The organism is Ruminococcus sp. OM06-36AC (assembly GCF_003438725.1).
GTDB lineage: Bacteria > Bacillota > Clostridia > Oscillospirales > Ruminococcaceae > Ruminococcus_C > Ruminococcus_C callidus.
This window is the reverse complement of the sequence record NZ_QSTT01000006.1, coordinates 59,308-84,855: the sequence shown is the minus strand read 5'-3', so window position 1 is coordinate 84,855 and position 25,548 is coordinate 59,308. Positions and strand designations below refer to the sequence as shown.

17 protein-coding genes are annotated in these 25,548 nt (G+C 56.2%); 12 read left to right on the top strand and 5 right to left on the bottom strand.

The window, feature by feature from the left end:
• Positions 1–201: 201 nt before the first annotated feature.
• The 5 genes from DXB92_RS06755 to DXB92_RS06730 form a co-directional block, all read right to left on the bottom strand.
• Positions 202–1,839 carry an LCP family protein gene (locus DXB92_RS06755; protein WP_117733284.1) on the bottom strand — a complete coding sequence of 546 codons (1,638 nt, stop codon included), beginning with the start codon at positions 1,837–1,839 and terminating at the stop codon, positions 202–204.
• 472 nt (positions 1,840–2,311) lie between these two features.
• The gene (locus DXB92_RS06750) at positions 2,312–4,774 is read right to left on the bottom strand and encodes a hypothetical protein (RefSeq protein ID WP_117733283.1); all 2,463 of its coding nucleotides are present in this window, start codon (positions 4,772–4,774) and stop codon (positions 2,312–2,314) included.
• Positions 4,775–5,506: 732 nt separating this feature from the next.
• Positions 5,507–6,247, bottom strand: coding sequence for a 23S rRNA (guanosine(2251)-2'-O)-methyltransferase RlmB (gene rlmB, locus DXB92_RS06740; RefSeq protein ID WP_040646279.1), 741 nt, complete (start codon positions 6,245–6,247; stop codon positions 5,507–5,509).
• Positions 6,248–6,739: 492 nt separating this feature from the next.
• Complete coding sequence (locus DXB92_RS06735) at positions 6,740–6,988, bottom strand: hypothetical protein (RefSeq protein ID WP_040646252.1); 249 nt, start codon at positions 6,986–6,988, stop codon at positions 6,740–6,742.
• Positions 6,989–7,299: 311 nt separating this feature from the next.
• Entirely contained in the window at positions 7,300–8,826 is a 1,527-nt protein-coding gene (locus DXB92_RS06730; RefSeq protein ID WP_181976945.1) for a sialate O-acetylesterase, read from the bottom strand.
• Positions 8,827–9,255: 429 nt separating this feature from the next.
• On the opposite strand from DXB92_RS06730, the gene DXB92_RS06725 reads away from it, so the two are divergent.
• The 12 genes from DXB92_RS06725 (at position 9,256) to DXB92_RS06670 (ending at position 25,485) form a co-directional block, all read left to right on the top strand.
• Positions 9,256–9,858 carry a flavin reductase family protein gene (locus DXB92_RS06725; protein WP_117733280.1) on the top strand — a complete coding sequence of 201 codons (603 nt, stop codon included), beginning with the start codon at positions 9,256–9,258 and terminating at the stop codon, positions 9,856–9,858.
• A gap of 419 nt (positions 9,859–10,277) precedes the next feature.
• On the top strand, positions 10,278–11,003 hold the full coding sequence (locus DXB92_RS06720) for an ATP-dependent Clp protease proteolytic subunit (protein WP_117733279.1): 726 nt from the start codon (positions 10,278–10,280) through the stop codon (positions 11,001–11,003).
• Between the two features lie 52 nt (positions 11,004–11,055).
• On the top strand, positions 11,056–13,656 hold the full coding sequence (locus DXB92_RS06715; RefSeq protein ID WP_242986612.1) for a DNA translocase FtsK: 2,601 nt from the start codon (positions 11,056–11,058) through the stop codon (positions 13,654–13,656).
• A gap of 362 nt (positions 13,657–14,018) precedes the next feature.
• On the top strand, positions 14,019–15,920 hold the full coding sequence (locus DXB92_RS06710; protein WP_117733278.1) for a YgiQ family radical SAM protein: 1,902 nt from the start codon (positions 14,019–14,021) through the stop codon (positions 15,918–15,920).
• Between the two features lie 149 nt (positions 15,921–16,069).
• Positions 16,070–16,834 carry a ComEC/Rec2 family competence protein gene (locus DXB92_RS06705; protein WP_181976944.1) on the top strand — a complete coding sequence of 255 codons (765 nt, stop codon included), beginning with the start codon at positions 16,070–16,072 and terminating at the stop codon, positions 16,832–16,834.
• A gap of 10 nt (positions 16,835–16,844) precedes the next feature.
• Positions 16,845–17,057 carry a DUF3006 domain-containing protein gene (locus DXB92_RS06700; RefSeq protein WP_021680303.1) on the top strand — a complete coding sequence of 71 codons (213 nt, stop codon included), beginning with the start codon at positions 16,845–16,847 and terminating at the stop codon, positions 17,055–17,057.
• Positions 17,058–17,083: 26 nt separating this feature from the next.
• Positions 17,084–18,442, top strand: coding sequence for a Trk system potassium transporter TrkA (gene trkA / locus DXB92_RS06695; protein ID WP_117733276.1), 1,359 nt, complete (start codon positions 17,084–17,086; stop codon positions 18,440–18,442).
• Positions 18,443–18,455: 13 nt separating this feature from the next.
• Entirely contained in the window at positions 18,456–19,901 is a 1,446-nt protein-coding gene (locus DXB92_RS06690) for a TrkH family potassium uptake protein (protein ID WP_117733275.1), read from the top strand.
• Between the two features lie 723 nt (positions 19,902–20,624).
• Positions 20,625–21,860, top strand: coding sequence for an NAD(P)/FAD-dependent oxidoreductase (locus DXB92_RS06685; RefSeq protein WP_117733274.1), 1,236 nt, complete (start codon positions 20,625–20,627; stop codon positions 21,858–21,860).
• A gap of 36 nt (positions 21,861–21,896) precedes the next feature.
• Positions 21,897–22,565 carry a (d)CMP kinase gene (gene cmk / locus DXB92_RS06680; RefSeq protein WP_117733273.1) on the top strand — a complete coding sequence of 223 codons (669 nt, stop codon included), beginning with the start codon at positions 21,897–21,899 and terminating at the stop codon, positions 22,563–22,565.
• A gap of 214 nt (positions 22,566–22,779) precedes the next feature.
• Entirely contained in the window at positions 22,780–23,526 is a 747-nt protein-coding gene (locus tag DXB92_RS06675) for a lysophospholipid acyltransferase family protein (protein WP_181976943.1), read from the top strand.
• A 6-nt stretch (positions 23,527–23,532) separates the two neighbouring features.
• Complete coding sequence (locus DXB92_RS06670) at positions 23,533–25,485, top strand: bifunctional 4-hydroxy-3-methylbut-2-enyl diphosphate reductase/30S ribosomal protein S1 (protein WP_117733271.1); 1,953 nt, start codon at positions 23,533–23,535, stop codon at positions 25,483–25,485.
• The last annotated feature ends 63 nt before the right edge of the window (positions 25,486–25,548 follow it).

The following is a 25,548-nucleotide window of genomic DNA, read 5'->3' as shown; positions in this document are numbered from 1 at the left end:
CACAGGTGCGTGACTGCCTTTGCGGCAATACCGCACAAAGAGCGTCTGGCGACTTTGCACGCCATCTGCTTGCAAATTTCCCGTCATATTTCACAAAAATGCTCGTGAATACATCCAGTATTCACTCCGCTTTTTGTTTCATCTGACGAAAAATTTGACGACGCATCTGTCGCACAATCTTTGTGCGGTATTGCCGTTGCATTATTTCTCTGCAAACACCGTGCTTTGCAGCTGCTGCTTGGCGGCATCGAGGTCGATCTCCAGCACCGACTGCCCGCCGACATCTGCCCCCTGAAACGTGCCGTCTGCCGGCACACGCTGCTGCTGCATGTCATAGGTCGCCAGCTTGAACGGCGTAGTAAGGGCATAGCCGTACAGCCCCGGCACCGACATGTTGGTCGTCATCTTCGGCAGTGCTCCCATGCACACGGGGAGCAGCCGAAACGGGTTGCTCTTGACCTTGCTCATGACCTGGCTCATCACTGTCCGCTGCCGTTCGGTACGCTCAAAGTCGGCGTTGCCCACATAGCGGATACGGCTGTAGGAGAGAGCCTGCTTGCCGTCCAGCGTCAGCTTGCCGCCGCCGTCCAGCAGGTCGTCCTCCCGATCGTCGCCCATGATTTCATTGACTTCACTGATGAGGATCTCGTTGACTGCCTCCGCCTCACGGTCGGAGATCTCCAGTTCCACGCCGCCCACCGCATCGATCATGGCGGCACACGCGGCAAAAGTAATCATCACATAATCGTCAATATGTACGTCGAAATTCTCCTCCAGCGTGTCCATCAGCAGTTCCGGCCCGCCGTAGGAATACGCCGCGTTCAGTTTGTCGCTGCCGTATCCCGGAATATCCACATAGGCATCACGCATAAAGGAAGTCATATAGATCTGATTGGTGCGGGAGTTCAGGGACACCAGAATCATAGAGTCCGAACGCCCCCGTTCCTCGTTGGGGTCACGGGTGTCCGTGCCGATCACCAGCACGCTTTTCACATAGGCAGCGTCCATGCTGCCGCTGGTCACGCCGCGGTCGCCGGTGCTCACCCGATTCATGCCCAGAATGCCGATCATGGCAACTGCCGAGTACAGGAGGAACACCGCCACCACGATCGTCAGCAGCACCCGAAACAGCCTGCCCAGAAACGAGCCTTTCCGGCGGCGGTGCACAGTCGGACGGCGGCTGTTCTCCTGTCGGGGAGCCGTTTGCTGACGGGGAGCACTCTGCGGCGGTGCACTTTGTCTGCGGGGCGGTTCCTGCCGCGGCGGTGCACTGGGACGAGGCTGCTGTGCCGGTCTGGGCTGGCTCTGCCGCGGGGCACTCTGTCCCTGTCGGGGAGCACTTTGCCGCGGCTGCTGGCGGTAGACATTCTGCTGGGGCTGCCGTGCCGGCTGGCGATACCCCTGCGGCTGTCCGCCGGTGTGCGAAGCATATCCGCCGCCCTGCGGCTGCCGGTAACCGTTCTGGGAGTACCCCTGCTGGCCGTAGCCGTTCTGGGAGTACCCCTGCTGCCCGTAGCCGTTCTGGGGGTATTCCTGCTGGCCGTAGCCATTCTGGGGGTATCCCTGCTGGCCGTAGCCGTTCTGGGGGTATCCCTGCTGGCCGTAGCCATTCTGGGGGTATCCCTGCTGCCCGTAGCCGTTCTGGGGATACCCCTGCTGGCCGTAGCCATTCTGGGAGTATCCCTGCTGGCCGTAGCCGTTCTGGGCTTGACGGCGAACCTGCTGGGCGTTCAGCTGTTGGGTGTCATACTGGTCGGTCGAACCGCCGGATTCAGCGGCACGGAAGAACATGGTTTCTTCGCCGTCGGTATTGTCCTGATGTTTATGATTGCGTTCCATAATAATCAACTCCTTGCGGCGGTCAGCCCGTCGCCCAGTGGAAATGGCGGCAACAGTTGCCCGTTGCCATCCGCGGGATTTCTGCTTGCGAAAATCTGCGAGTGAATGATACTGCGGGGAAAGCTCCCCTGAAAGGGCACCCGAAGGGCGTGCCTTGTGCTGAGCTGGCAAGCCGCAGACTTGACTGAGAGGTTATCTCGTAAATCTTTTACATTAAGCAAAAGATTCCACAGAAGAACCCCTCCACCGTCTGCGACGGTTCCCCTCCCCTAAAGGGGAGGCTCTTTTACATTTAGGCTCCCCTTTAGGGGAGCTGTCACCGCAGGTGACTGAGGGGTATTTCCGTGAAGCCTCACACAACAAGCAAAAGATTCCACAGAAGAACCCCTCCACCAGCTACGCTGGTCCCCCTCTCCTTTCAGAGGAGGCTTTACTCAGGCTCCTCTTATCTCATAAAACTTTTCGCTCTCACCTACCGCAGCCGCACAGCCAAAGCTGTGACAACAGTGAGGATCACGTGATAGATCAGGAAAAAGTATGCCGTCATCTTCTCATAGGCACCGGTCACCACGTGGATCATCGCCAGCGACAGCCCCAGCAGTCCTGCCACTACCAGCAGGATCACGCCGATCACTGCGGCACGGCGTACCCGTCTTGCTCCCAGCAGAAGTGCACCGGCACCGAAGCCGCTGTCCCCTACGGTCATGGAAGCACTGACACAGCCAAGACCACCGGTTTCCCGCTGGAACAGGTGGTGCATCGAGGTGGGGATAATTTTCAGATAGGACTCCGGAAAGTCAAACAGAGCAGAGAGCCGCCGCAGCGAAACGGAACAGTCCACGCTCCGCAGGATCAGTGCCACACGCTCCTGCCGCAGTGCCTGCATCTGCCGTTTGACATGGGGGTCTGCCGTAATGCGAATGGAGAACAGTGCCGCCAGCATGCCGCTGACTGACAGATACAGCACATCGCCGTTGCCCTCCGCCAGTTCGGCTTCTCTGGTCTTGGTAGGCAGCCCTTCGATGTTGTGGTTCGCCATCATTTCACGGCTGCCGAACAGCACCCGCTGATTGGCGATCCAGCCGCAGAAGCCCTGTCCGTCCTCGCAGACGAACTCGTCCACCGGCAGAAGCGTTTCCACATCGGGGATCATCTCCGCAAAGGCACCCTGTAACATGCTGTCGCCGTGGTGCACCAGACTGGCTGCGTCCAGCAGCACATCGTCTACCTTGGCACCGGAAAAGACCTTCATGCCCTCGATCTGTACCGAGCCCTTGGGGAACAGGTCGTTCGCCTCTACCAGCAGGGCGTTGGTGTCGAAAAAGTCGTCCACGCTCTGATAGCCCAGCATGGCACTGTTGGAAGCCGCCGCCCTGCGGGACTCCCGTTCCAGCGGCAGATTGACCACCAGTGCACTGGCAGTGCAGCAGCTTGCCGTCTGGAGCAGTGCCAGCATGGAACACAGGAAGCTGATCCACGGCATGCCGACCGCCGTTCCCATGCGGATCAAGGTCATGCCCACGGCGATCAGCAGGGTGACAATGCCGCAGATCGGCGTCATTGTCCGGCACAGCCCGTCCGCCATATCCGTGGAATAGGAGTACCGGAGAATGTCGCACAGGCCGTCCGCTTTCCGCACTGCCGTCACAATGGGAATATCGTGGAGCACGCCCCGTGTGAGCAGTTCCGCAGTTTCCTCCTGCGAAACATAGGAGAGCACACGCTTTTGTCCCTCGCGGGAAATGACGTTCACGTTCCGCAGAGCACGGCGTACCATCAGCAGCCGCCCGATGATATTGCAGAACAGAGCCAGCAGAGCACAGGGCACATAGAGGTGCACCGTGTCCATTGCCAGCACGTCCGGCGAGATCACCACGCACACTGCCCCCAGCAACGCCGGCACCAGCGGCAGCACTGCCATGCTGTCACTGTCCGCATGAAACCGGAGCAGGTTCCACAGCCCGTTTTTCACGGTGGGGAACATCACGCCCAGCCCCAGCAGTCCCAGTGCCAGTTGAATGATACCGTAGCCGCGGGGGGTGACCAGTGCCGTAAAGGCACCGTTCCCCAGCACTTCCGTGCACGCCAGCACCGCCCCTGCCACAGTCAGCACCAGCACGGCGATAAACCGGAAAAATACCACATTCCGGAGATTTTCCAGCGTTTTCTTCACCAGTTCCAAATTGTCGGGCTGCCGCTTTTCCGCATCTGCCCCAAAGGTGTGGCTCCGCACCCGCTGGCGGACAGGGCGAAACCGGCTGGTCTGCTGGCTGCCCTGATAGTAATAGTCCTGTTCTTCCTCCCAGTGCCGCCGCGAAACCGGCGGTTCTTCATCCGTTCCCACCGGCTCTGCCCGCTGGAATTCACCGGTGACGGATTCCTTGAGGTAGGCACTGTCCGGCACATTCCGGCGGCGTTTCTTTTTCTTTTCCCGTGCACGGGTGGAATCTTCCATCTGCCGCACATTGGGGCGGTGCCGCTGGGGTGCGGCGGCATCTTCTTCCATCAGCTTGACTGCACCGTCATAGCCGCTGTCGCCGGTTTCGGTGTAAGAAGCCTGATACCGTCCGGCACCGGCGGCGTTGACAAAGGACACGTTTTCCCGCCGAAGATGCTGGGTGGGAAAGCGTTCCCGCAGCACCGGTGCCGCATCTGCTTCCTGTGCTGCCTGTGCCGCTTTGCTGGCTTTGATGTGGGAGATCGTAGACTTGATGTCCACCAGTTCTTCCGCATTCTCCGGCGGCGGGACAACCGTGTCATAGCCGGCACGTTCCCGCGAAAGCGGACGCTCAGACGTTGCCGCATTCACCAGCTTTTCGGTTTCCAGTGTCCCGCGGGACAGGGGCTGTTCCGAGGTGTGCCGGATTCCGGAGCGTTTGCCGTCCGCACTGTATTCGTTTAAGATTTCTTCTAATGTAAATTTATGGTCTGCCATAATACACTCCTGTGAAAATTTGAGGCAATACCGCACAAAGATTGTGCGACAGATGCGTCGTTAAATTTTTCGTCAGATGAAACAAAAAGCGGAGTGAATACTTGATGTATTCACGAGCATTTTTGTGAAATATGACGGGAAATTTGCAAGCAGATGGCGTGCAAAGTCGCCAGACGCTCTTTGTGCAGTATTGCCTTGAGAAGTGATTCTCCGAAAATGATTGTTGCCGCCGATGCCCTAAAACTGCCTGAAACAAGCCTCCCCTGAAGGGGTGAAGGGGTTCTCATGTGAAATCTTTTGCTTGATATATCAGGTTTTACAGAAGCACCCCTCAGTCAAGCCTACGGCTTGCCAGCTCCCCTAAAGGGAAGCCTATAGCTACCGATTCAGCACAGGCACGTCCCTATAGAGAAGTCTGAAATAAGCCTCCCCTGAAAGGGGAGGGGGACCAGCGAAGCTGGTGGAGGGGTTCCGGTGGAATCTTCTGCTTGATGTGTTAGATTTCACGGAAGAAATCCCTCAGTCAGCCTGCGGCTGCCAGCTCCCTTTTCAAGGGAGCCTATAAGCTACCGGTTTAACGCATGCACGTCCCTATAGAGAAGCCTGAAATAGCCTCCCCTTTAGGGGAGGGGAACCAGCGAAGCTGGTGGAGGGGTTCCGGTGAAATCTTTTGCTTAATGAAAAAGACTTACGAGATAACCCCTCAGTCACCCACGGCACCCTCCCCGTCCGTCACTTCGCCAGCCGCTGCCGCACTGCCTCATACAGGAAGATGCCCGCTGCCACGGAAGCGTTCAGCGAGTTGACCTTTCCACGCATGGGCAGGCTCAGCATGGCATCGCACTTTTCCCCAACCAGACGGCTCATGCCGAAGCCCTCCGAGCCGATGACAAACGCCGTGCCGCCGGTGAAGTCCGCATCGGTATAGCTGGTGCCTGCGGCATCGGTGCCGTAGATCCAGACATTGTTTTTCTTGAGGATCTCCATAGCGGAAGCCAGATTGGGCACCCGTGCCACCGGCAGCCAGCTTGCGGCTCCCGCAGAGGTCTTGCCCACGGTCAGCGTCAGGGACGCACTCCGCCGCTTGGGAATAATTACGCCGTGTGCACCGGCAGCTTCTGCCGTCCGGATAATGGCACCCAGATTGTGAGGATCCTGAATCCCGTCACACAGCACCAGCAGCGGCGGTTCGCCCTTTTCAGCAGCACGCTCCAGCAGTTCTTCCAGCGAAACGTATGTGCCGCAGGCACCCTCCGCCGCAACGCCCTGATGCACTGCCCCGCCGGTCAGCTGGGTCAGCTTGGACTCTGTCACAACCTTTACGGGAATGCCCTGCTCCTTGGCAAGGCTGATGATCTCCTGCAAGCCGCCGCTTTCCTGCCCCACATAGAGCATGTCGATCCTGGCACCGCTGCGGAGTGCTTCCATAACGGGATTTCTGCCGGCGATCCGGTCGTTTTCCGTTTCCGGCATTTCCGCAGGCTTCTGCCGGCGGGGCTGTGGTTTTCTCTGGCTCATATATTCCTCCGTATCTCCTGCGGCATGGCATTTCCCCACGCCCGTTGCAGGACACTGTCTGTTTTTTTACGATGCTATCCATTATAACATATCTCCGGAGAAAATACAAGGTTTTTCGTGTGAGAGGGAAAATTGACAAGAAAGATTGCACAGGAACCCCTCAGTCACCTGCGGTGCCAGCTCCCCTTTCAGGGGAGCCTATAAGCTACCGATTCAACACAAGGCACGCCCTTCGGGTGCCCTAGCCTCCCCTGAAAGGGGTGACTCCCCACGGGGTGGGGAGATGCCCGCAGGGCAGAGGGGACCGCTCAGTACGAGGGGGACCAGCGAAGCTGGTGGAGGGGTTCTTCCGTGGAATCTTTTCCCTCACGCATCAGGCTCTACAAAAGAATCTCTCAGAAAAGCTTTTTACATTACAGGGACACTTTCAACAATCACCATCTCCCACTACAGCACCAGCAAACAAACCGCCGCCGTGCCCAGACAGCTCAGCAGCACCAGCAGGAGCGTCCGAAGCCAGAAGCGTTTTTCTGCCCGTTCCGGTGCCGCTTCCCGCAGCAGTGCGTCCGCGTCCGCCTGCGAAAGCTGCTGGGGCAGCTTGGTCACGCCGGGCTTGAGATAGAACACCGCACGTTCAAAATACAGACTGTCCGGACGGTTCACTTCGATGATTTTTTTCTGTACGCCTTTTACCATAGCCATTCCTCCTGCGGCAGCCGGTACATGCCGGTACTGCCGAATGATTTCACAGGAAGTATGTGCACATTGTAAACCACTCAAACAGAACAAACCTGTTTTTCCACAAAGTCCCCCGTTCCGACAGGAATTTCTGTGGAAAACTCTGTGGAAACTGTGGAAAACGTCCGGTTTTTCCAGTCTGTCCCCTATTGTGGAATCTGGTGGAGAACGCTTGAACAGTGTTTTATTTTAGGCAATACCGCACAAAGCTTGTGCGACAGATGCGTCGTCAAATTTTTCGTCAGATGAAACAAAAAGCAGTATTGCCTTTATTCACAAACTGCCGTCAGCGGCAGCGGAGAAGCTTCCGTCCGGAACGGTGCCGCCGGAATCCCGTTTTTCCCGAACAGCGTAACTGCACCGTAGTTCACCCAGTTGTACCGTGCCGCAGCAGGAGCCGGCACTTCTGCCGCCGTCAGCCGCACCGTGTCGCCGTCCAGCACTGCTCTGGCATCGTGATACACCCCGTCTGCACCGGCGATCTGGAAGCCGCAGGGTTCCCCGTGCCACTCCATGCCCTGTGCCGCATGGGAAAAGAACACCGTCAGCGTACTGCCCTCCACAACGAAGCTGCGGAAGATCGGTCCGAACGCCTCCAGTTCCCGTTCCCCGTAGACCAGCTGCCGAGCCTGCAACGCCAGCCGGTGTCCCACAGGGTGCTTGTCTACAGGGTGAATGTTGCAGTATTCGCCGCAGTCCAGAATCACGGCAATGCCGGTATGCTTTACCGTCTGGTATACCTGCATCTGTGCCTCCCGCAGCCGGCTCCACGCCCCGTTTTCCGGCGTGTCCGCATAGGTGTGCATGGGCAGCTGCACCAGAATGAACGGCAGCCGGGCATCTTCAAAATCCTGCCGCCAGCGAGCGATCAGCATTGTCAGCAGTGTACCATAAGTATCCGGTCGGATCTCGTCGTTTTCGCCCTGATAATAGAAAAATCCCCGAATGGTATAGGGCACTACCCTTTGCAGCATGGTGTGATACATGCCGGCAGGACGGTAGGGGCTCTTGATGCCCAGCGGCCCAGGGTAACGGTTTTCCCCGCAGCGGCGAATGATCTCGTCCCACGGCATGTTGCTGTCCTCCTGATAGCACTTCTGCATGCGGCTCTCCCATGCGGTATGATATGCCACGTATTCGTCATACTCGACGATCATTTCCTCGTCCGTCTTTCCGGCAGCGGCATCGGCGTAGTCCTGCAAATAGGGGTGACCGGCAGTGTGTGCCTGTAGATCGGATTCCGGCAGCCAGCAGCTGACCGATGAGCCGCCGTAGTTGCAGCCGATAATCCCCACAGGAACGCCCTGTGTCTGTGCCAGTTCCTTCGCCGCCAGATACGCCGCCGCAGACCATGTACCGCTGGTTTCCGGATCCGGCAGTTCCCAGCGGGCAGCGTTCCATGCAGCAGTGTAGGCATCGTCTGCAAACGTATTCCGCGGCACCTGAAAATACCGCACGTTGGAGTTCCGGCACTGTTCCAGTTCCGCCGTTCCGTTCCTGGCATCTTTCAGCATAAATTCCATGTTGGACTGTCCGCCGGCAAGCCAGACTTCCCCGAATGCCACGTCGGAAAATTCCCGTTCGTTTACCGTCAGGGTACAGCCCGTGCCCGCAGGCATCGGCGGCAGCGTCACCCGCCATGTTCCGTCCTGCCGCACCGCAGAAGAAACGGTACAGTGCCGCTGGGGAATGGAAACGGTCACCGGCTCCCCTGCGGTGCCCGTCCCGAAAACGGCAATGGGCTTGCCCCGCTGGAGCAGCATGTGGTCTGTAAAAATGGCTGCACAATGTATCATATGAATTCCACCTCGTTGTTTTTTCAGACAGCACGGCATCAGACGGTGCTGTTCAAATGCTACCTGTATTATACAAGGTTTTGCAGAAGATGTCAACGAGGGGTATTGCCCAAATATTCCCACGGAAATCAATTTTCAAAAATATGTTGATTTAAATTGTGCCAAATTATGAAGTTTGACAAGGAAGGCTCCCCTGAAAGGGGAGCTGGCAGTGCATAGCACTGACTGAGGGGTTTCCACTTATGCCGGAAACGCCATAAAAGGATTTTACAAAAGACCCCCTCCACCGCCTAACGGCGGTCCCCCTCCCCTTTCAGGGGAGGCTATCATGAAAATTGATTTCCGTGCTATATTCCCGCCGGCACTTGACACACCGCCCGCTCCGTGATACAATAGCCTATTATAACCGAAAGCAAGGAGCAGATACTTATGGCAAAACAACACTGGAAAGGCAGCGTCCTGCTGGCACCCGTTCCGCCCACGCTGGTCACCTGCGGCACCATGGAACATCCCAACGTGCTGACCATTGCATGGACAGGCGTGCTGGCAACGCACCCGCCCATGACATATATTTCCGTTCGTCCCTCCCGCTATTCCTATGATCTGATTCGGGAATCCGGCGAATTCGTCATCAATCTCCCCACCTCTGCCATGATGAAAGCCACCGACTTCTGCGGTGTCCGCAGCGGCAGGGACGTGGACAAGTTCGCCCAGTGCCACCTGACACCGGAGCCGGCACAGACCGTTAAGGCTCCCCTGATCGCAGAGTGCCCCGTCAGTCTGGAATGCCGCGTCACCGCCACCAAGGAACTGGGCACCCATACGGTATTCGAAGCGGAGATCACCGGTATCAACGTCGAGGAACAGTACCTCGACAGCAAGGGCAAACTGAATCTCCAGCAGTGCGGTCTGATGGCATACGCCCACGGCGAATACTTCGCTCTGGGCAGAAAGCTGGGGAACTTCGGGGATTCCGTCCGGAAAAAGAAGAAAAAACGCCCCGAACACAAGAAGCAGAAGCCGCAGAAGTAAGCTCTAAAATCTTTAATAATTAGACTCCCCTGAAAGGGCACCCGTAGGGCGTGCCTTGTGCTGAATCGGTAGCTATAGGCTCCCCTGAAAGGGGAGCTGGCAAGCCGCAGGCTTGACTGAAGGGTTATCTCGTAACTCTTTTACACCAAGAAAAAAATTCACGAAAGAACCCCTCCACCGCCTAACGGCGGTTCCTCCCCCGCCTTGACTTTTCCACAAAATCTGCTATAATATAGGTGTACAGGAACATCTTGCAGAAGTCCCTGTCTGTTGTCTGCATAACTGCTGCTTCTCTGGGCAAACTAAGGACGCACTGAAAAACGTTTCCGATATTTTAGGAAACACTGAATAAAGCCCGCCTGACGGCTTTTCACGCACAAGCTTTATTCAGTGTTTCCTTTACCCAAAGGAGCAGCACTATGGCTAACACGACACCATCTGACAGCATGTCCCCCGCAAAAGAACAGCTGGATCAGGCACAGCTGATCGAAGAAACCGGCAGCGTCCGGACACCCAACGCCAAGCACCTGATCCACTGCCTGAACATCATCGGTCAGGTGGAGGGACACAACGTGCTGCCGGAGGACACCAAGACTACCAAATACGAACACGTCCTGCCGGCACTGGTGGCGATCGAACAGGACCGCAGCATTGAAGGGCTGCTGATCCTGCTCAACACCATGGGCGGCGATGTGGAAGCGGGGCTTGCCATTGCGGAAGTCATCGCCGGCATGCAGACCCCCACGGTTTCACTGGTGGTGGGCGGCGGTCACTCCATCGGGATCCCTCTCGCCGTCAGTGCAGACGTTTCCCTCATCGTGCCCTCTGCCTCTATGACTGTGCACCCTGTCCGTACCAGCGGACTGGTGCTGGGCGTGCCGCAGACAACCATTTACTTTTCAAAAATTCAAGAGCGTATCACAGGCTTCATCACCAGCCACAGCCGCATCTCCAAGGCTCGGCTGGAAAACATGATGCTGAACACACAGGAAATGGCAACCGATATGGGAACGGTCATCTCCGGTGCAGAAGCGGTGGAATGCGGGCTGATCGACCGGCTGGGTTCCCTCCGCGATGCCATTGATGCACTCTATCATCGGATAGAAACACAGGAACTGCGACCGTCCGAAAACGCAAAAGCCTGAGGTAATATCAGGCGAATTTCCGGCTTGCAGTTCTTTTCAGAAAGGCGTAACATTGGCAAAAAAATCTGCGTCTTCGAAAAAGAAGACTTCAAAACCCGCAGCGAAAAAGAAGCCGGCAGCCAAGAAAAAGACTGCCGGCACTTCTGCTGCACAGACCTCCAAGGAGGAGGCTCTGGCAAAGCTGAACCAGCAGCAGAACGGCAACACCAAATTTCAGTCAGTGGTACTTTTCACCAGTGCCATTTTATTTTTTCTGCTGGCATTCGTCCACGGCAACGCCGGCTGGTATCTCATGCACTGCATTATCCGCGGCATTTTCGGCTTTTCCATTCTGCTGGTGCCGATTCTGCTCATGGCGGCTGCCTACTTTACCGAACGCCAGTCCGGCATGAACCTCACCAAACGGCTGCTGCTAAGTCTGGGGCTGACCGTGCTGGTGAGCAGTTTTTTCCAGATCATATTCGTGGGCGACATCGGCAAAAAGGGCTTTTTCCGCTGCCTCAAATATCTGTTTGTGACAGGCACGGAAAACGCTTTCGCCAGCGGCGGAGCGATCAGTGCGTTCCTCGCCTATCCGTTCCTGCGGATCATCGGCACGCCCGGAGCACAGATCATCATCATCTGCCTGCTCTTTCTCACCATTATGCGGCTGATGGATCTGAGTATCCGGCAGCTGTGGTGGTACATAGGCTTTCCGTTCCGGAAACTCAGGGAACTGTGGAACCGTGATCCGGAATGGGCAGACGATATTCCCGAAGATGCCGCCGCAGAGGAAGAACCGGAATTCCTGCTGCCGGAACAGCACGCCCCGAAAATTGCAAAGGTACACCGCAGGGGCACTGTCCAGCCACAGCCGGAACCGGCTGCCGCAGAACCGGCTCTGGACGCGGACATTCCGGACTTTGTGGCTGCCGACCAGCCGCTGCCGTCGGAACTGGACGACATGATCCGGAACAGCTATTCCCAGCCGCAGGACGATGCCCCCTATACGCCGGCGTATGACATGGACATTGACATTCCCCTTCCGGACAGCGAGCCGGACAACGCCGCGATCGTATCACCGGATGAACTGCTGCAAGATCCGCCGGAACTGGCTGAGCCTGCCGCAGAAACAGAGAACCCGTCAGAACCGGCTGCTCCGGCAGCACCGACGGTTCCGGCACGTCCCTACCAGATCCCCAGCATCGACTTTTTGCAGAACGGTGTCAGCCGTGCCGGCGACCCCGCGGTAGATCAGGAGATGAAAGAAAAAGCGGGCATTCTGGTGGACACGCTGAAAAGCTTTGGCGTGACTGTCCGCATTACCGGTATTTTCCGCGGTCCTTCCGTCACGCGGTATGAGATACAGCCTGCCGCCGGCATCAAGGTTTCCAAGATCACCGGACTGGCAGATGACATTGCCCTGTCGCTGGCGGCACAGGGTGTCCGCATCGAAGCCCCCATTCCGGGGAAGCCGGCGATCGGCATCGAAGTCCCCAACAGCCACAAGGACACCGTTTCCCTGCGGGAGATTCTGGAGAGCGACAGCTTCCGCAGTTCCAAGAGCAAGCTGGCGTTTGCCGTGGGGCGGGATATTGCCGGCAACGCCGTCATCGGCGACATTGCACGGCTGCCCCATATGATTATCGCCGGAGCCACCGGTTCCGGTAAGTCGGTCTGCACCAACTCCATTATCATGAGTATCCTGTACCATGCCACACCGGAGGAAGTCAAGCTGATCCTGATCGACCCGAAGATCGTCGAATTCACCGTCTATGAGGGCATTCCCCACCTGCTGATCCCAGTGGTCACCGACCCGAAAAAGGCTGCCGGAGCGTTGAACTGGGCAGTGCAGGAGATGCAGCGGCGGTATAACCTGTTCGCCGAAAACAGCGTCCGCGATCTGGGCGACTACAACGCCGCGGCTGCCCAGCCGAACAGTCCGCTGGAGCCTATGCCCCAGATCGTAGTCATTATCGACGAGCTTGCCGACCTGATGATGACCACGTCCAAGGAAGTGGAAGATGCGATCTGCCGTCTGGCACAGAAAGCCCGTGCGGCAGGCATGCACCTCATCATTGCGACACAGCGGCCTACCACGGACATCATCACCGGACTTATCAAGGCAAATATCCCCAGCCGTATCGCCCTGTCTGTCATGTCGCAGGTGGACTCCCGCACCATTCTGGACACCGGCGGTGCGGAAAAGCTGCTGGGACACGGCGATATGCTGTACCTGCCCAACGGCAAGATCAAGCCGGTGCGTGTACAGGGCTGTTTCACCTCCACCAAGGAGATCGAAAAGGTGGTGGACTTTATCAAGTCCCAGACTCAGAGCGAATACAGCAACGAGATCATGGAGCAGGTAGAACAGAACATTCCCGTCACCAAGGCAGAGGGAAAGGCAAAGGAACAGCGAAAAGATTCCGGCGAGCCGGAACCGGGCAGCGACGAGGACATTTTCGAACGTGCCATTGAAGTGGTCGTAGAAGCCGGACAGGCCTCCACCTCCTCCCTCCAGCGGCGGCTGAAGCTGGGCTATGCCCGTGCCGCACGCATCATGGACGAACTGGAGGAAAAGGGCATCATCGGCCCCTATGAGGGTGCCAAGCCCCGCAGAGTGCTGATGTCCAAGGAGCAGTTTGCCGAACGGAAAATGCGGCGGCTGCAATAAAAAACCACACCGTAATATTATATTGTAATTTTTAAAGCTTTATAGATTAGGCTCCCTTGAAAAGGGAGCTGGCAGCCGTAGGCTGACTGAGGGATTTTGCCGCGAAATCTGCAATTCAAGAAAAAGATTGCACCAGAATCCCTCCACCAGCTTCGCTGGTCCCCCTCGTACTGAGCGGTCCCCTCTGCCCTGCGGGCATCTCCCCACCCCGTGGGGAGCCACCCTTTTCAAGGGAGGCTTATTCCTATAGTTTTAGCTGTTACACCATTCTGTGTAAAAATTTTTCCTGATGTATTCGATTTCATAGCCTCCTTTTTCAAGAAAGCCGAAACGGAAAAACCTCATCTATAAGGAGCAAATACATGACCAATTTTCTCCCTGTCACCATGCAGGAACTTCTGGAAACCGGCGTATCCCAGCCGGATTTCGTCTATATTACCGGTGATGCCTACGTGGATCACCCCAGCTTCGGGGCAGCCATTATCACCCGCCTGTTACAGTCGCAGGGCTACAGCGTCGCCGTTCTCGCCCAGCCGGACTGGCACACAGTAAAAGACTTCACCCGATTCGGCAAGCCCAGACTGGCGTTTCTGGTGACCGGCGGCAACATCGATTCCATGGTTGCCCACTACACTTCCGCCAAGCGGAAACGCAGCACTGACATGTACTCCCCCGGCGGCAGGGCCGGGCTTCGTCCCGACCGTGCCGTCATCACCTACTGCCGGAAAATTCGGGAGGCTTACCCCGATGCCGCCATTGCCATTGGCGGACTGGAAGCTTCTCTGCGGCGGTTCGCCCACTATGACTACTGGGACGACACCGTCCGCCCGTCCATTCTGGCAGACAGCGGAGCAGATCTGCTGATGTACGGCATGGGGGAACACCAGATCACCGAACTGGCACAGCTGCTGGCAGAGGGCGTGCCCATACAGGAGATCACGGACATTCGCGGCACCTGTTATCTCACCTCACCGGAAAACACCCCGTGGGGCGGCGTGCAGTGTCCGGATTATGCACAGGTCTGCCGCGACAAAAAGGCATACGCCAAGGCAACCCGCCAGCAGTACGACCAGCAGGACGAGATCACCGGAAAGACCGTGCTCCAGCGGCACGGGGACAAGATGCTGGTGCAGAACCCGCCGGCAGTCAGCCTGACACAGGAAGAACTGGACGCAGTATACCGGCTGCCCTATCAGCGGAAGCCCCACCCCATGTACGATGCACAGGGCGGCGTGCCGGGCATTGAGGAGGTACAGTTCTCCATTGCCCACAACCGCGGCTGCTTCGGCTACTGCAACTTCTGCTCCATTGCCCTGCATCAGGGCCGCCGCATCACCTGCCGCAGCGAGGAGTCCATTCTGGAAGAAGCGAAAAAGATCACGGAAATGCCCAACTTCAAGGGCTATATCCATGACGTCGGCGGCCCGACGGCAAACTTCCGGCTGCCCTCCTGCAAAAAGCAGGCGAAATCCGGCATGTGCGTCGGGAAAAAGTGTCTTGCTCCGGAACCCTGCAAGGCGTTGCAGGTGGATCACAGCGAGTATCTCCGCATTCTCCGGAAGCTGCGGAAACTCCCCAAGGTGAAGCGGGTGTTTATCCGTTCCGGTATCCGGTTCGACTATGTCATGGCGGACAAGGACGACACCTTCTTCAAGGAACTGGTGGCGGAGCACGTCAGCGGGCAGCTGAAAGTGGCTCCGGAGCATGTGAGCAACGTGGTGCTGGACAAAATGGGCAAGCCCCACATCGAGTGCTACGAAGCGTTCCAGAAGCGGTTCTATGAGATCACCAAGAGCATCGGCAAGAAACAGTATCTGGTGCCCTATCTCATGTCCTCTCACCCCGGCAGCACCCTACAGGAAGCCGTAAAGCTTTCCCTGTTCCTGCGGGACAACGGCATGCATCCGGAACAGGTACAGGATTTCTACCCCACGCCGGGGACGATCTCCACCTGCATGTATTACACGGAACTGGATCCCTACACCATGGAGCCGGTCTATGTGCCGAAAACGCCGAAAGAAAAAGCCATGCAGCGGGCTTTGCTGCAATATTACCTGCCCCAGAACCGCCAGCTGGTGCTGTCTGCACTGAAGCAGGCGGGGCGGCAGGATCTCATCGGCACCAAGCCGAACTGTCTGGTGGCTCCGGAACAAAGATCCGACAGCCAACGCAGCCATGCCGACAAAAACCGGAATCCCCACACCAAAGGAGGCGTATTCCCACGAAAACCAAAGCATTCTTCCAAAAAATCGCGGCGATCCTGACTGCGGCAGCCCTGCCCCTGCTGGGCGGCTGTTCACTGGACGATGCCGAACAATATCTCACCGACACCGTACAGCAGGCGTTCGGCGGTGAGGAAGCCGAAACCGGCGGCGGCTCTGCCACCGGAAGCTGTACCGTCCACTTTCTGGACGTGGGACAGGGCGACAGCGAACTGATCGTCACCGACACCGCCGCTGTGCTCATCGATGCCGGCGAACAGAGTGCCGCAGACGACATTCTCGCCGACTTACAGCAGTACGGCATCACCAAGCTGGACTGGATCATCGGCACCCACCCCCACGCCGATCACATCGGCGGGTTCCCGACGATTTTAAACTACACAGCACAGAACAGTGACCTGACGATCTGCAACGCCATGAGCCCCCAGCTGCCGGACAGCATGGTGCCGACCACCCGTACATACGAAAAGTTTCTGGACGGCATCGAAGCCAACGGACTGATCCTGACACCTGCCACCTCCATGACCATTGACATGGGAACGGCTTCGCTGGAGATCATACCTTCTCCCGCCGAGGACTACAGTTCTCTGAACGACTATTCCATCTGTGCCTATCTCACCTGCGGGGACACCAGCTTTTTCTTCACCGGTGACGCGTCCAAGCCGGAGGAAAAAGACCTGCTGGAAAAAGGCGAACTGGACGGCATACAGGCGGACGTGCTGAAAGTGGGACACCACGGCAGCCGTGAATCCTCCACAGATGCATTTCTGGCACAGTTACAGCCCAGCTATGCGGTGATCTCCTGCGGAGCAGGCAACAGCTACGGACACCCCCACAGCGAGGCGGTATCCCGCTTGCAGCAATACTGCGGCGAACAGATCTGGCGGACAGACGAAAGCGGCACGGTGACCATTTCGTCCGACGGCTCCAATCTCACCGTGACAACTGAAAAGTGAGGTGCTTCTGATGTGGATCATTGACCGGTTCGAAGAAACCATTGCCGTGATCGAAACCGACGACGGTATGACAGAGATCCCCCGCAGCCAGATTCTGGGCGATGCCAGAGAGGGCGACATTCTCCGGCAGAATCCGGACGGCAGCTATCAGACCGACACCGCCGCCACACAGGCACGGCGGGAAAAGCTTGCCGCACGGACACGGCGGCTCATGGGAAAATAACGGGTGGAACAACAGGTGAATCAACTATGAAAATCGTAATTATTGGGAACGGCAAGATCGGCAGCAATCTGGCTGCCCTGCTGGTGCAGGAGGGACACGACATCACCGTGGTAGACTGTGATGAAACCCACTTGCGAAAGAGCCAGAACACACTGGACGTTATGTGCATCGAGGGCAACGGGGCAACGGCGGAAACCCAGCTGGAAGCCGGAGCAGACAAAGCCACCCTGCTCATCGCGGCAACGCCCTATGACGAAGTGAATGTTCTCTGCTGCCTGATCGGCAAGCGGCTGGGCACGAAAAAGACCATTTCCCGCGTGCGTATGCCGGAGTATTACCAGCAGATGCACCTGATTCGGGAAGATCTGGGGCTGTCGATGGTCATCAATCCGGAACTTTCCACCGCAGACGAGATCATGCGGGTACTGGTGTTCCCCTCCGCGGCAAAGGTGGAGGTCTTTGGCAAGGGCAAGCTGGAGCTGGTGGAATACCGGCTGCCGGACTTCCCGTGGCTGGAAAACATCACGCTGGTGGAACTCTACAAAAAGATCAAGACGAAATTCCTCATCTGTGCCGTACAGCGGGACGAGAAAGTGTTTATCCCCTCCGGCGACTTCGCTCTGCAAGAGGGCGACCGCATTCACGTGGCGGCTTCGCACCGGAACATTGAACGGTTCTTCCGTGCCAGCGGCTTCATGAAGGACAAGGTGCGTACCGTCATGATCGTAGGCGGCGGCAGAGTGGGCTATTACCTGTCGAAGCAGCTGCTGGCGGTGGGCATGAAAGTCAAGCTGATCGAAAAAGATCGGGAACGCTGTGAAAAGCTGTCCGATCTGCTCCCCAAGGCCATCGTCATCTGCGGCGACGGCACCGATCAGGATCTGCTGATCGAGGAGGGCGTACTGGAAGTGGACGGCTTTGTGGCTCTGACCGGCATCGACGAGGAGAATATGATCATCTCCCTGTTCGCCAAGGACAGCACCAACGCCAAGGTAGTCACAAAAGTCAGTCGGGAAAACTACATCGACCTGTCCTCCGAACTGGGGCTGGACTGCGTGGTTTCCCCCAAGTCCCTGACCATGGGCAACGTGCTGAGTTACGTGCGTTCACTGGAGAGCACCGCCGGCAGCGAGATCGAATCCCTGTATCATCTGGTAGGCGATCAGGTGGAGGCGATCGAGTTCCGCGTCAAGGAACGGATCCCCGATCTGGTAGGCGTACCGCTGAAAGACGTGCAGCTGAAAAAGAATATCCTGATCTGTGCCATTATCCGGAAGCGGGAGATCATCATTCCGGACGGCAGTGCTGTCATCGAACTGGGGGATTCCGTGGTGATCGTTTCCAAGGAACACCACTTCTCCAGCATGAAAGACATTCTGGACTAGGCGGTGAACGAGTATGAATAAAGGCATTGTATTCCACTATCTGTCCAAGGCACTGCTGCTCTCCTCAGCACTGTTTCTGGTGCCGGCTCTGGTGAGCCTGTACTATCGGGAATATTTCTTCATGCTGATCTTTCTGGGCGTAGGCGGCGGCATGGCTCTGGCATCGCTGCCGGGGGTGTTCTACCGTCCCAGGCACAAGTACATGTTTGCACGGGAGGGCATGGTCATTGCTGCCCTGATGTGGATCATTTTTTCCGCAGTGGGAGCACTGCCCTTTTATTGCAGCGGCAGCATTCCCCACTACATAGACGCTCTTTTCGAAAGCGTATCCGGCTTCACCACCACCGGTTCTTCCATTCTGACTGATATAGAGGCTCTGCCGCGGGGGATCCTGTTCTGGCGAAGCTTCACCCACTGGGTCGGCGGCATGGGCGTACTGGTGCTTGCCATCGCCATTCTCCCCTCCTCGGGGAATGCCCTGTATCTGATGCAGGCAGAATGCCCCGGTCCGCAGGTAGGCAAGCTGGTGCCCAAGGGCAAAAACTCCGCCCTATACCTGTACCTCATCTACGGAGCCCTGACATTTATCACCATTGTGCTGCTGTTCACCGGCGGCATGCCCCTGTTTGACAGCGTATGCCACGGCATGGGCATTGCAGGCACCGGCGGCTTCGGCATCAAGAACGACGGATTGTCCTATTACAACTCTCCTTATCTGGATGGCGTGGTGACAGTGACCATGCTTCTGTTCGGGGTGAACTTTACCCTGTACTACTACATGCTGATACGGCGGTTTCGGGAAGTGCGGAAGAACACGGAACTGCGGGTATATTTCAGCATTGTTGCCATTTCGACCGCACTCATTATGCTGAATATCCGCCCCGTTTACCACAGCGTGGGAAAGTGCTTCCGCTATGCCGTTTTTCAGGTGGCTTCCATTATCACCTCCACCGGCTTCGCCACGGCAGACTATAACCAGTGGCCGCTGTTCTCCCAGATGCTGCTGATCCTGCTGATGCTTATCGGTGCCTGCGGCGGCTCTACCGGCGGCGGATTCAAGGTGCAGCGGTGTGTGATCCTCTGGAAAAGCGGCTCTGCTGCCATGCGGAAAATGGTACACCCCAACTCCGTGAACCAAGTCAAATCCGACAACAAAATTCTCCGTCCGGAGGCACTCCACCATGTGTGGAGTTACCTCATTCTGTATCTGGGTGTGCTGCTGGCTTCGTTCCTGCTGCTGTCGCTGGACGACATGGACTTCGGCACGGCAATTTCTGCCGTCATCACCTGCACCAACAACATCGGCCCGGGCATCAACAGCGTAGGCCCCATGGAGAATTTCTCGTTCCTGTCGGACTTTTCCAAGGCGGTGCTGTCCGCGGACATGCTGCTGGGACGGCTGGAGATCTTCCCCATTCTGGTACTGCTGGCTCCGTCGGTGTGGAGAAAGAGTTTTTGACGAAAAGAAAACCATGAAGCAAAAAAATCTCCCCACCCCGCGGGGAGTCACCCCTTTCAGGGAAGGCTTTACTTAGGCTCCCCTGAAAGGGCACCCGTAGGGCGTGCCTTGTGCTGAGCTGGCAGCCGCAGGCTGACTGAGGAGTTATCTCGTAAGTCTTTTTCATTAAGCAAAAGATTCCACAGAAGAATCCCTCCACCAGCTTCGCTGGTCCCCCTCCCTTTTCAAGGGAGGCTTATTTCAGGCTCCCTTGAAAAGGGAGCTGGCAGCCGCAGGCTGACTGAGGGATTTTGCCGTAAAATCTATAGTTCAAGAAAAAGTTTCATCAAAATCCCTCCACCAGCTTCACCCCTCACCCTATCTTTCCGGTGAAGCTATCAAGACAAAAAATTGATTTGCATGTTTATGCATCGTTTCCCTTGGGCAACACCGCACAAAGAGCGTCTAGCGACTTTGTACGCCATCTGCTTGCAAATTTTCCGTCATATTTTACAAAAATGCTCGTGAATACATCAAGTATTCACTCCGCTTTTTGTTTCATCTGACGAAAAATTTGACGACGCATCTGCCGCACAATCTTTGTGCGGTATTGCCAAAAAATTGATTTGCACGTTTATGCATCGTTTCCCTTGCATTTTTCAGCACGATGTGCTATACTATCCATAAGCGTGCAGCAGCAGCTGTATCTGCTTACATGAAATGCATCAAACAAAGTGAGGTAATATGGAAACAGACCATTTATGCATCGGCGGCGGACCGGCAGGTGTCTTTGCGGCACTGACCGCCGCCGAACACGGCAAACGCTGTATCATTCTGGAACACAACAAACAGCTGGGACGCAAGCTTCGCATCACCGGCAAAGGTCGCTGCAATCTCACCAACAACTGTGACCGCGACACCCTGATGGCAAATATCCCCGCCAACGGGAAATTCCTGTACAGTGCATTTTCCCGCTGCACCCCGCAGGACGTCATGGCTTATTTCGAAAAGCTGGGCGTTCCGCTGAAAACCGAACGGGGCAATCGGGTATTTCCCGTCAGCGACCGTGCGGAGGACATCGTACAGGCTCTGCAAAAGGCAGTGCGGCTGGCGGGGATCCCCGTAGTGCACGGCGACGCAGCAGAACTGCTGCTGGAAAACGGCAGATGTACCGGTGTCCGCACCGCAGACGGCAGAGAATATCGGGCAGGGACGACACTGCTCGCCACCGGCGGCATGTCCTACCCCAAGACCGGTTCTGACGGCTCAGGCTATCGTCTGGCAGAAACAGCCGGTCACACCATTGTGCCGCCAATGCCCTCTCTGATCCCGCTGGTCACACAGGAAACGTGGTGTCAGGAAGCCATGGGGCTTTCCCTGCGGAACGTGATCCTGCGGCTGTATCGGGGAAACAAGTGCATCTTTGAGGAACTGGGCGAAATGCTGTTCACCCACTTCGGCGTGTCCGGTCCGCTGGTACTCAGTGCCAGTGCCCTGATGCGAAAGGGCAGCCCACAGGACTACCGGCTGGAGATCGACCTGAAATCCGGTCTGACTCCGGAACAGCTGGACAAACGGATCCAGCGGGATCTTGCCGACAGTCCCAACCGCGACCTCGGCAACATTCTCCACGCCCTGCTGCCGGCAAAGCTGATCTTGCCGGTGCTGCGGCTGGCGGGGATCTCGCCGGACACCAAAGCCAACGCCCTCACCAAGGCACAGCGGCTGCATCTGGGCAGCTGCATCAAGGCGGTTCCCCTGCATGTGCGGGCATTCCGTCCCATTGAAGAAGCCATTGTCACCCGCGGCGGCGTTTCTGTCAAAGAAGTCGATGCCCGCACCATGACTTCCAGGTGCTGTGAGGGGCTGTATTTCGCCGGAGAGATTCTCGATCTGGACGGATACACCGGCGGTTTCAACTTACAAATTGCCTTTGCAACTGCCTATAGTGCCGGTCTGGCAATGGCAGAACAGGCATGATAATTTCTATGATACATAAAGGAGTTTGTCATTTTTATGAAAAAGATCAACATCGCCATTGACGGGCCTGCGGGAGCCGGCAAAAGCAGTATTGCCAGAGAAGTGGCATCACAGCTGGGATTTGTCTACGTGGACACCGGTGCACTGTATCGTGCGATCGCCCTGTTCTCCACCGAGTACCCGACGAAAAAGGACTTTCTGAAGCATCTGGAGGACGACTGTCATCTGGAACTGAAATACTTCGGCGGCACCCAGTGCATCTTCCTCAACGGCGAAAATGTGACCGAAAGCATTCGCACACCGGAGGTTTCCATGAAAGCTTCCGAGGTTTCTGCCCTGCCGGAAGTGCGGGAGTTCCTGCTGGAAACCCAGAAGGACATCGCACGGGAATACAACGTCATCATGGACGGACGGGACATCGGCACAGTCGTTCTGCCGGACGCAGACCTGAAGATCTATCTCACCGCTTCCGCAGAAGAACGTGCCAGCCGCCGGTATCTGGAAATGGAGGACAAGCCCGACAAGCCTACCTATGACCAGATTCTGGAGGACATCAAGCAGCGGGATTACAACGACATGCACCGTGCCGTTTCGCCCCTGCGACAGGCAGATGATGCCGTACTGATCGACAGCACCACCATGGGCTTTCACGAAGTCTGCGAGGAGATCATGGATCTGATCGAACAGCGTCTGGACGTGGAATAATTTTTATTTCCAGCAGAATAATTTGTAAGCAAACATTGGTTTCCTCAAAATTAGCCTCCCCTGAAAGGGGAGGGGGACCAGCGAAGCTGGTGGAGGGGTTTCTCATATGAAATCTTTTGCATGTTGTTTCAAGCTTATATAAATTTCTCACTCAAGGAAACTATTTTATGCACACGTCCTACCCTTTGTTGCTGTTGAAAAAGGAGGTCATTTTTTGCCGTATCCCATTGTCTTTTTCTTTTACCGCATCGCCTATTATCTGGTGCGGATCGCATTTTTCTTTTACTACCGCATTTCTTTCGAGGGGCGGGAAAATGTCCCGAAGGGCACTGCCGTCATCTTCGCCTCCAACCACCGCAGCTATCTGGATCCGGTGCTGGTAGCAATGGCTGCCCCGCACCCGTTCAACTTTATCGCCAAGGAGCCCCTGTTCCGGAACCCCGTTTTCGGCGGTTTTATCCGGCTCATGGGAGCCTTTCCCACCGCAGATGCCAAGCACCCCGATTATGACATGCTCTCCGAAGCCACCAAACGGCTGGAAAAACGGCGGCATCTGACCATTTTTCCGGAAGGCACCCGCCACACCGACGGCAAGGTCGGCAGAGGAAAAAGCGGTGTCTGCGTACTGGCTGCCCGCAGCGGCAAGCCGGTAGTACCCATCGGGCTGGTCTTTGATTCCAACAACCTGCACTTCCGCAGCCGCATCTGTGTCCGCGTGGGCAAGCCCCTGTACGCCGCAGATTATGGACTGAACGCCGACTCCACCCCCCACGAAATGCATGCCATGCGAAAAGACATCATGGACAGCATCAAATCTATGGTGGAGGAGAACCCGCCGTTCCCGATCCTTCACGATGTGCCGAAACACCGCACTTCGATTGAGATCGCTCAGGACAAAAAACGGGCGGCTCTGGAACAAAAAAAACAGGCAGAACAAGCTGCCGACACTACGGAGGAATGATCGCGTATGGCTGAAATCACTGTGGCGGAATCCGCCGGCTTCTGCTTCGGCGTAGACCGTGCCGTCAAGCTTTGCTATCAGGCTCTGGAACAGCACCCCCATGTGGCAACGCTGGGGCCCATTATCCACAATCAGAACGTGGTGGACGATCTCACCCGCCGCGGAGCACGCATTGTGGACAGCATCGCAGATCTCCAGCCGGACGAATGCGTGGTGATCCGTTCCCACGGCGTCAGTGCTGCGGTCTATGACCAGCTGGAACAGGCTGGAAATCCCTATGTCGATGCCACCTGCCCCTTTGTGGCGAAGATCCACCGGATCGTGGAAGAACACACCCGAGCCGGCGATTTTATTTTGATCGCCGGAGATGCCAATCATCCGGAAGTTGCCGCAATTGTGGGGCATTGTAAAGGCAATTGCTTTGTTTTTGAAAGTGAAGAAGCGTTAAACAATTTTTTTCAAAAAAATTTAGTGAATTCTCGCAAAAGACTTGCAATTGTTGCACAAACAACGTATAATATATTAGTATGGGAAAAGTGTTTAGAAGCTCTTCCCAAGGACAACCCGAATATTATGGTTTACGATACAATCTGCCACGCCACACAGGTGCGGCAGTCCGACGCAGACAAACTCTCTCGCAAGTCAGATTTAATGATCATTGTGGGCGGCAGACACAGTTCCAACACCGTGAAGCTGTATCATGTCTGCAACAGAAACTGTAGGTCTTATCATATTGAGAATTCGGATGAGCTTTACACTTTAGACCTTGGTAACGCCGAGAAAATCGGCATTACCGCCGGCGCGTCCACACCGGCACATATCATTAAGGAGGTTCAACAAACTATGACTGAAATCATGGATAACAACGCCGTGGAGGAGGATATCAACTTCGCAGAAGCTCTGGATCAGTCCTTCAAAAAAATACATACGGGAGAGAAGGTAAAGGGTACCGTTTGCTCTGTCAACGATTCTGAAGCGATCGTCGATGTCGGCACCAAGCACACCGGTTATGTTCCTCGCAGCGAACTGACAGACGACGCATCCAAGAAGCCGTCTGACGTTGTCGCTGTCGGCGATGTTCTGGATCTGATCGTTACCAAGATCAACGATCAGGAAGGTATCGTTACCCTGTCCAAGAAGAAGGTCGACGAGATGAAGGGCTTTGAGGAGATCATCAAGGCCAAGGATGAGGAAGCTGTTCTGGAAGGCACTGTCAGTGCATCTGTCAAGGGCGGCGTTATCATCAACTATGCCGGCGTTCGCGTATTCATTCCGGCATCGCAGAGCGGTCTGCCGAGAGGTGCAGAGATGGATTCTCTGGTAAAGACCACCCAGCGTTTCGTCATTCTGGAAGTCAACGAACACCGCAGACGGGCTGTCGGCTCCATCAAGGCTGTTCTGAAGGCTGAAAAGGACGCTGCAAAGGAAGCTTTCTGGGAAACTGCCGAGGTCGGCAAGACCTACAAGGGCGAAGTCAAGTCCCTGACCAGCTACGGTGCATTCGTAGATCTGGGCGGCATCGACGGTATGGTTCATATCTCCGAGCTGTCCTGGAAGCGGATCAAGCACCCGAGCGAAGTTGTCAAGGTTGGCGACTACATCGAAGTATACATCAAGGATCTGGACAAGGAAAACAACCGCATCTCTCTGGGCTACAAGAAGCAGGAAGACAATCCGTGGGAGAAGTTCAAGGCAAACTACAAGGTTGGCGACGAGATCGATGCAACTATCGTTTCCATCACTCCGTTCGGTGCATTTGCACAGATCATTGACGGCGTAGACGGTCTGATCCACATTTCTCAGCTGGCTGACAAGCGTGTGGAAAATGTCAAGGACATCGTTTCCGTTGGTGACGTTGTACGGGTAAAGATCATTGACATTGACATCGAAAACAAGCGGATCTCTATCTCCATGCGTGCACTGCTGGAGGAGAACAACGACGCTGACTACGAGGACTAATTTCCCCGAACACGAAAGCGTAAGCTTGTAAAATAGAAGCGGCAGTATCGGTTTTGTGCCGGT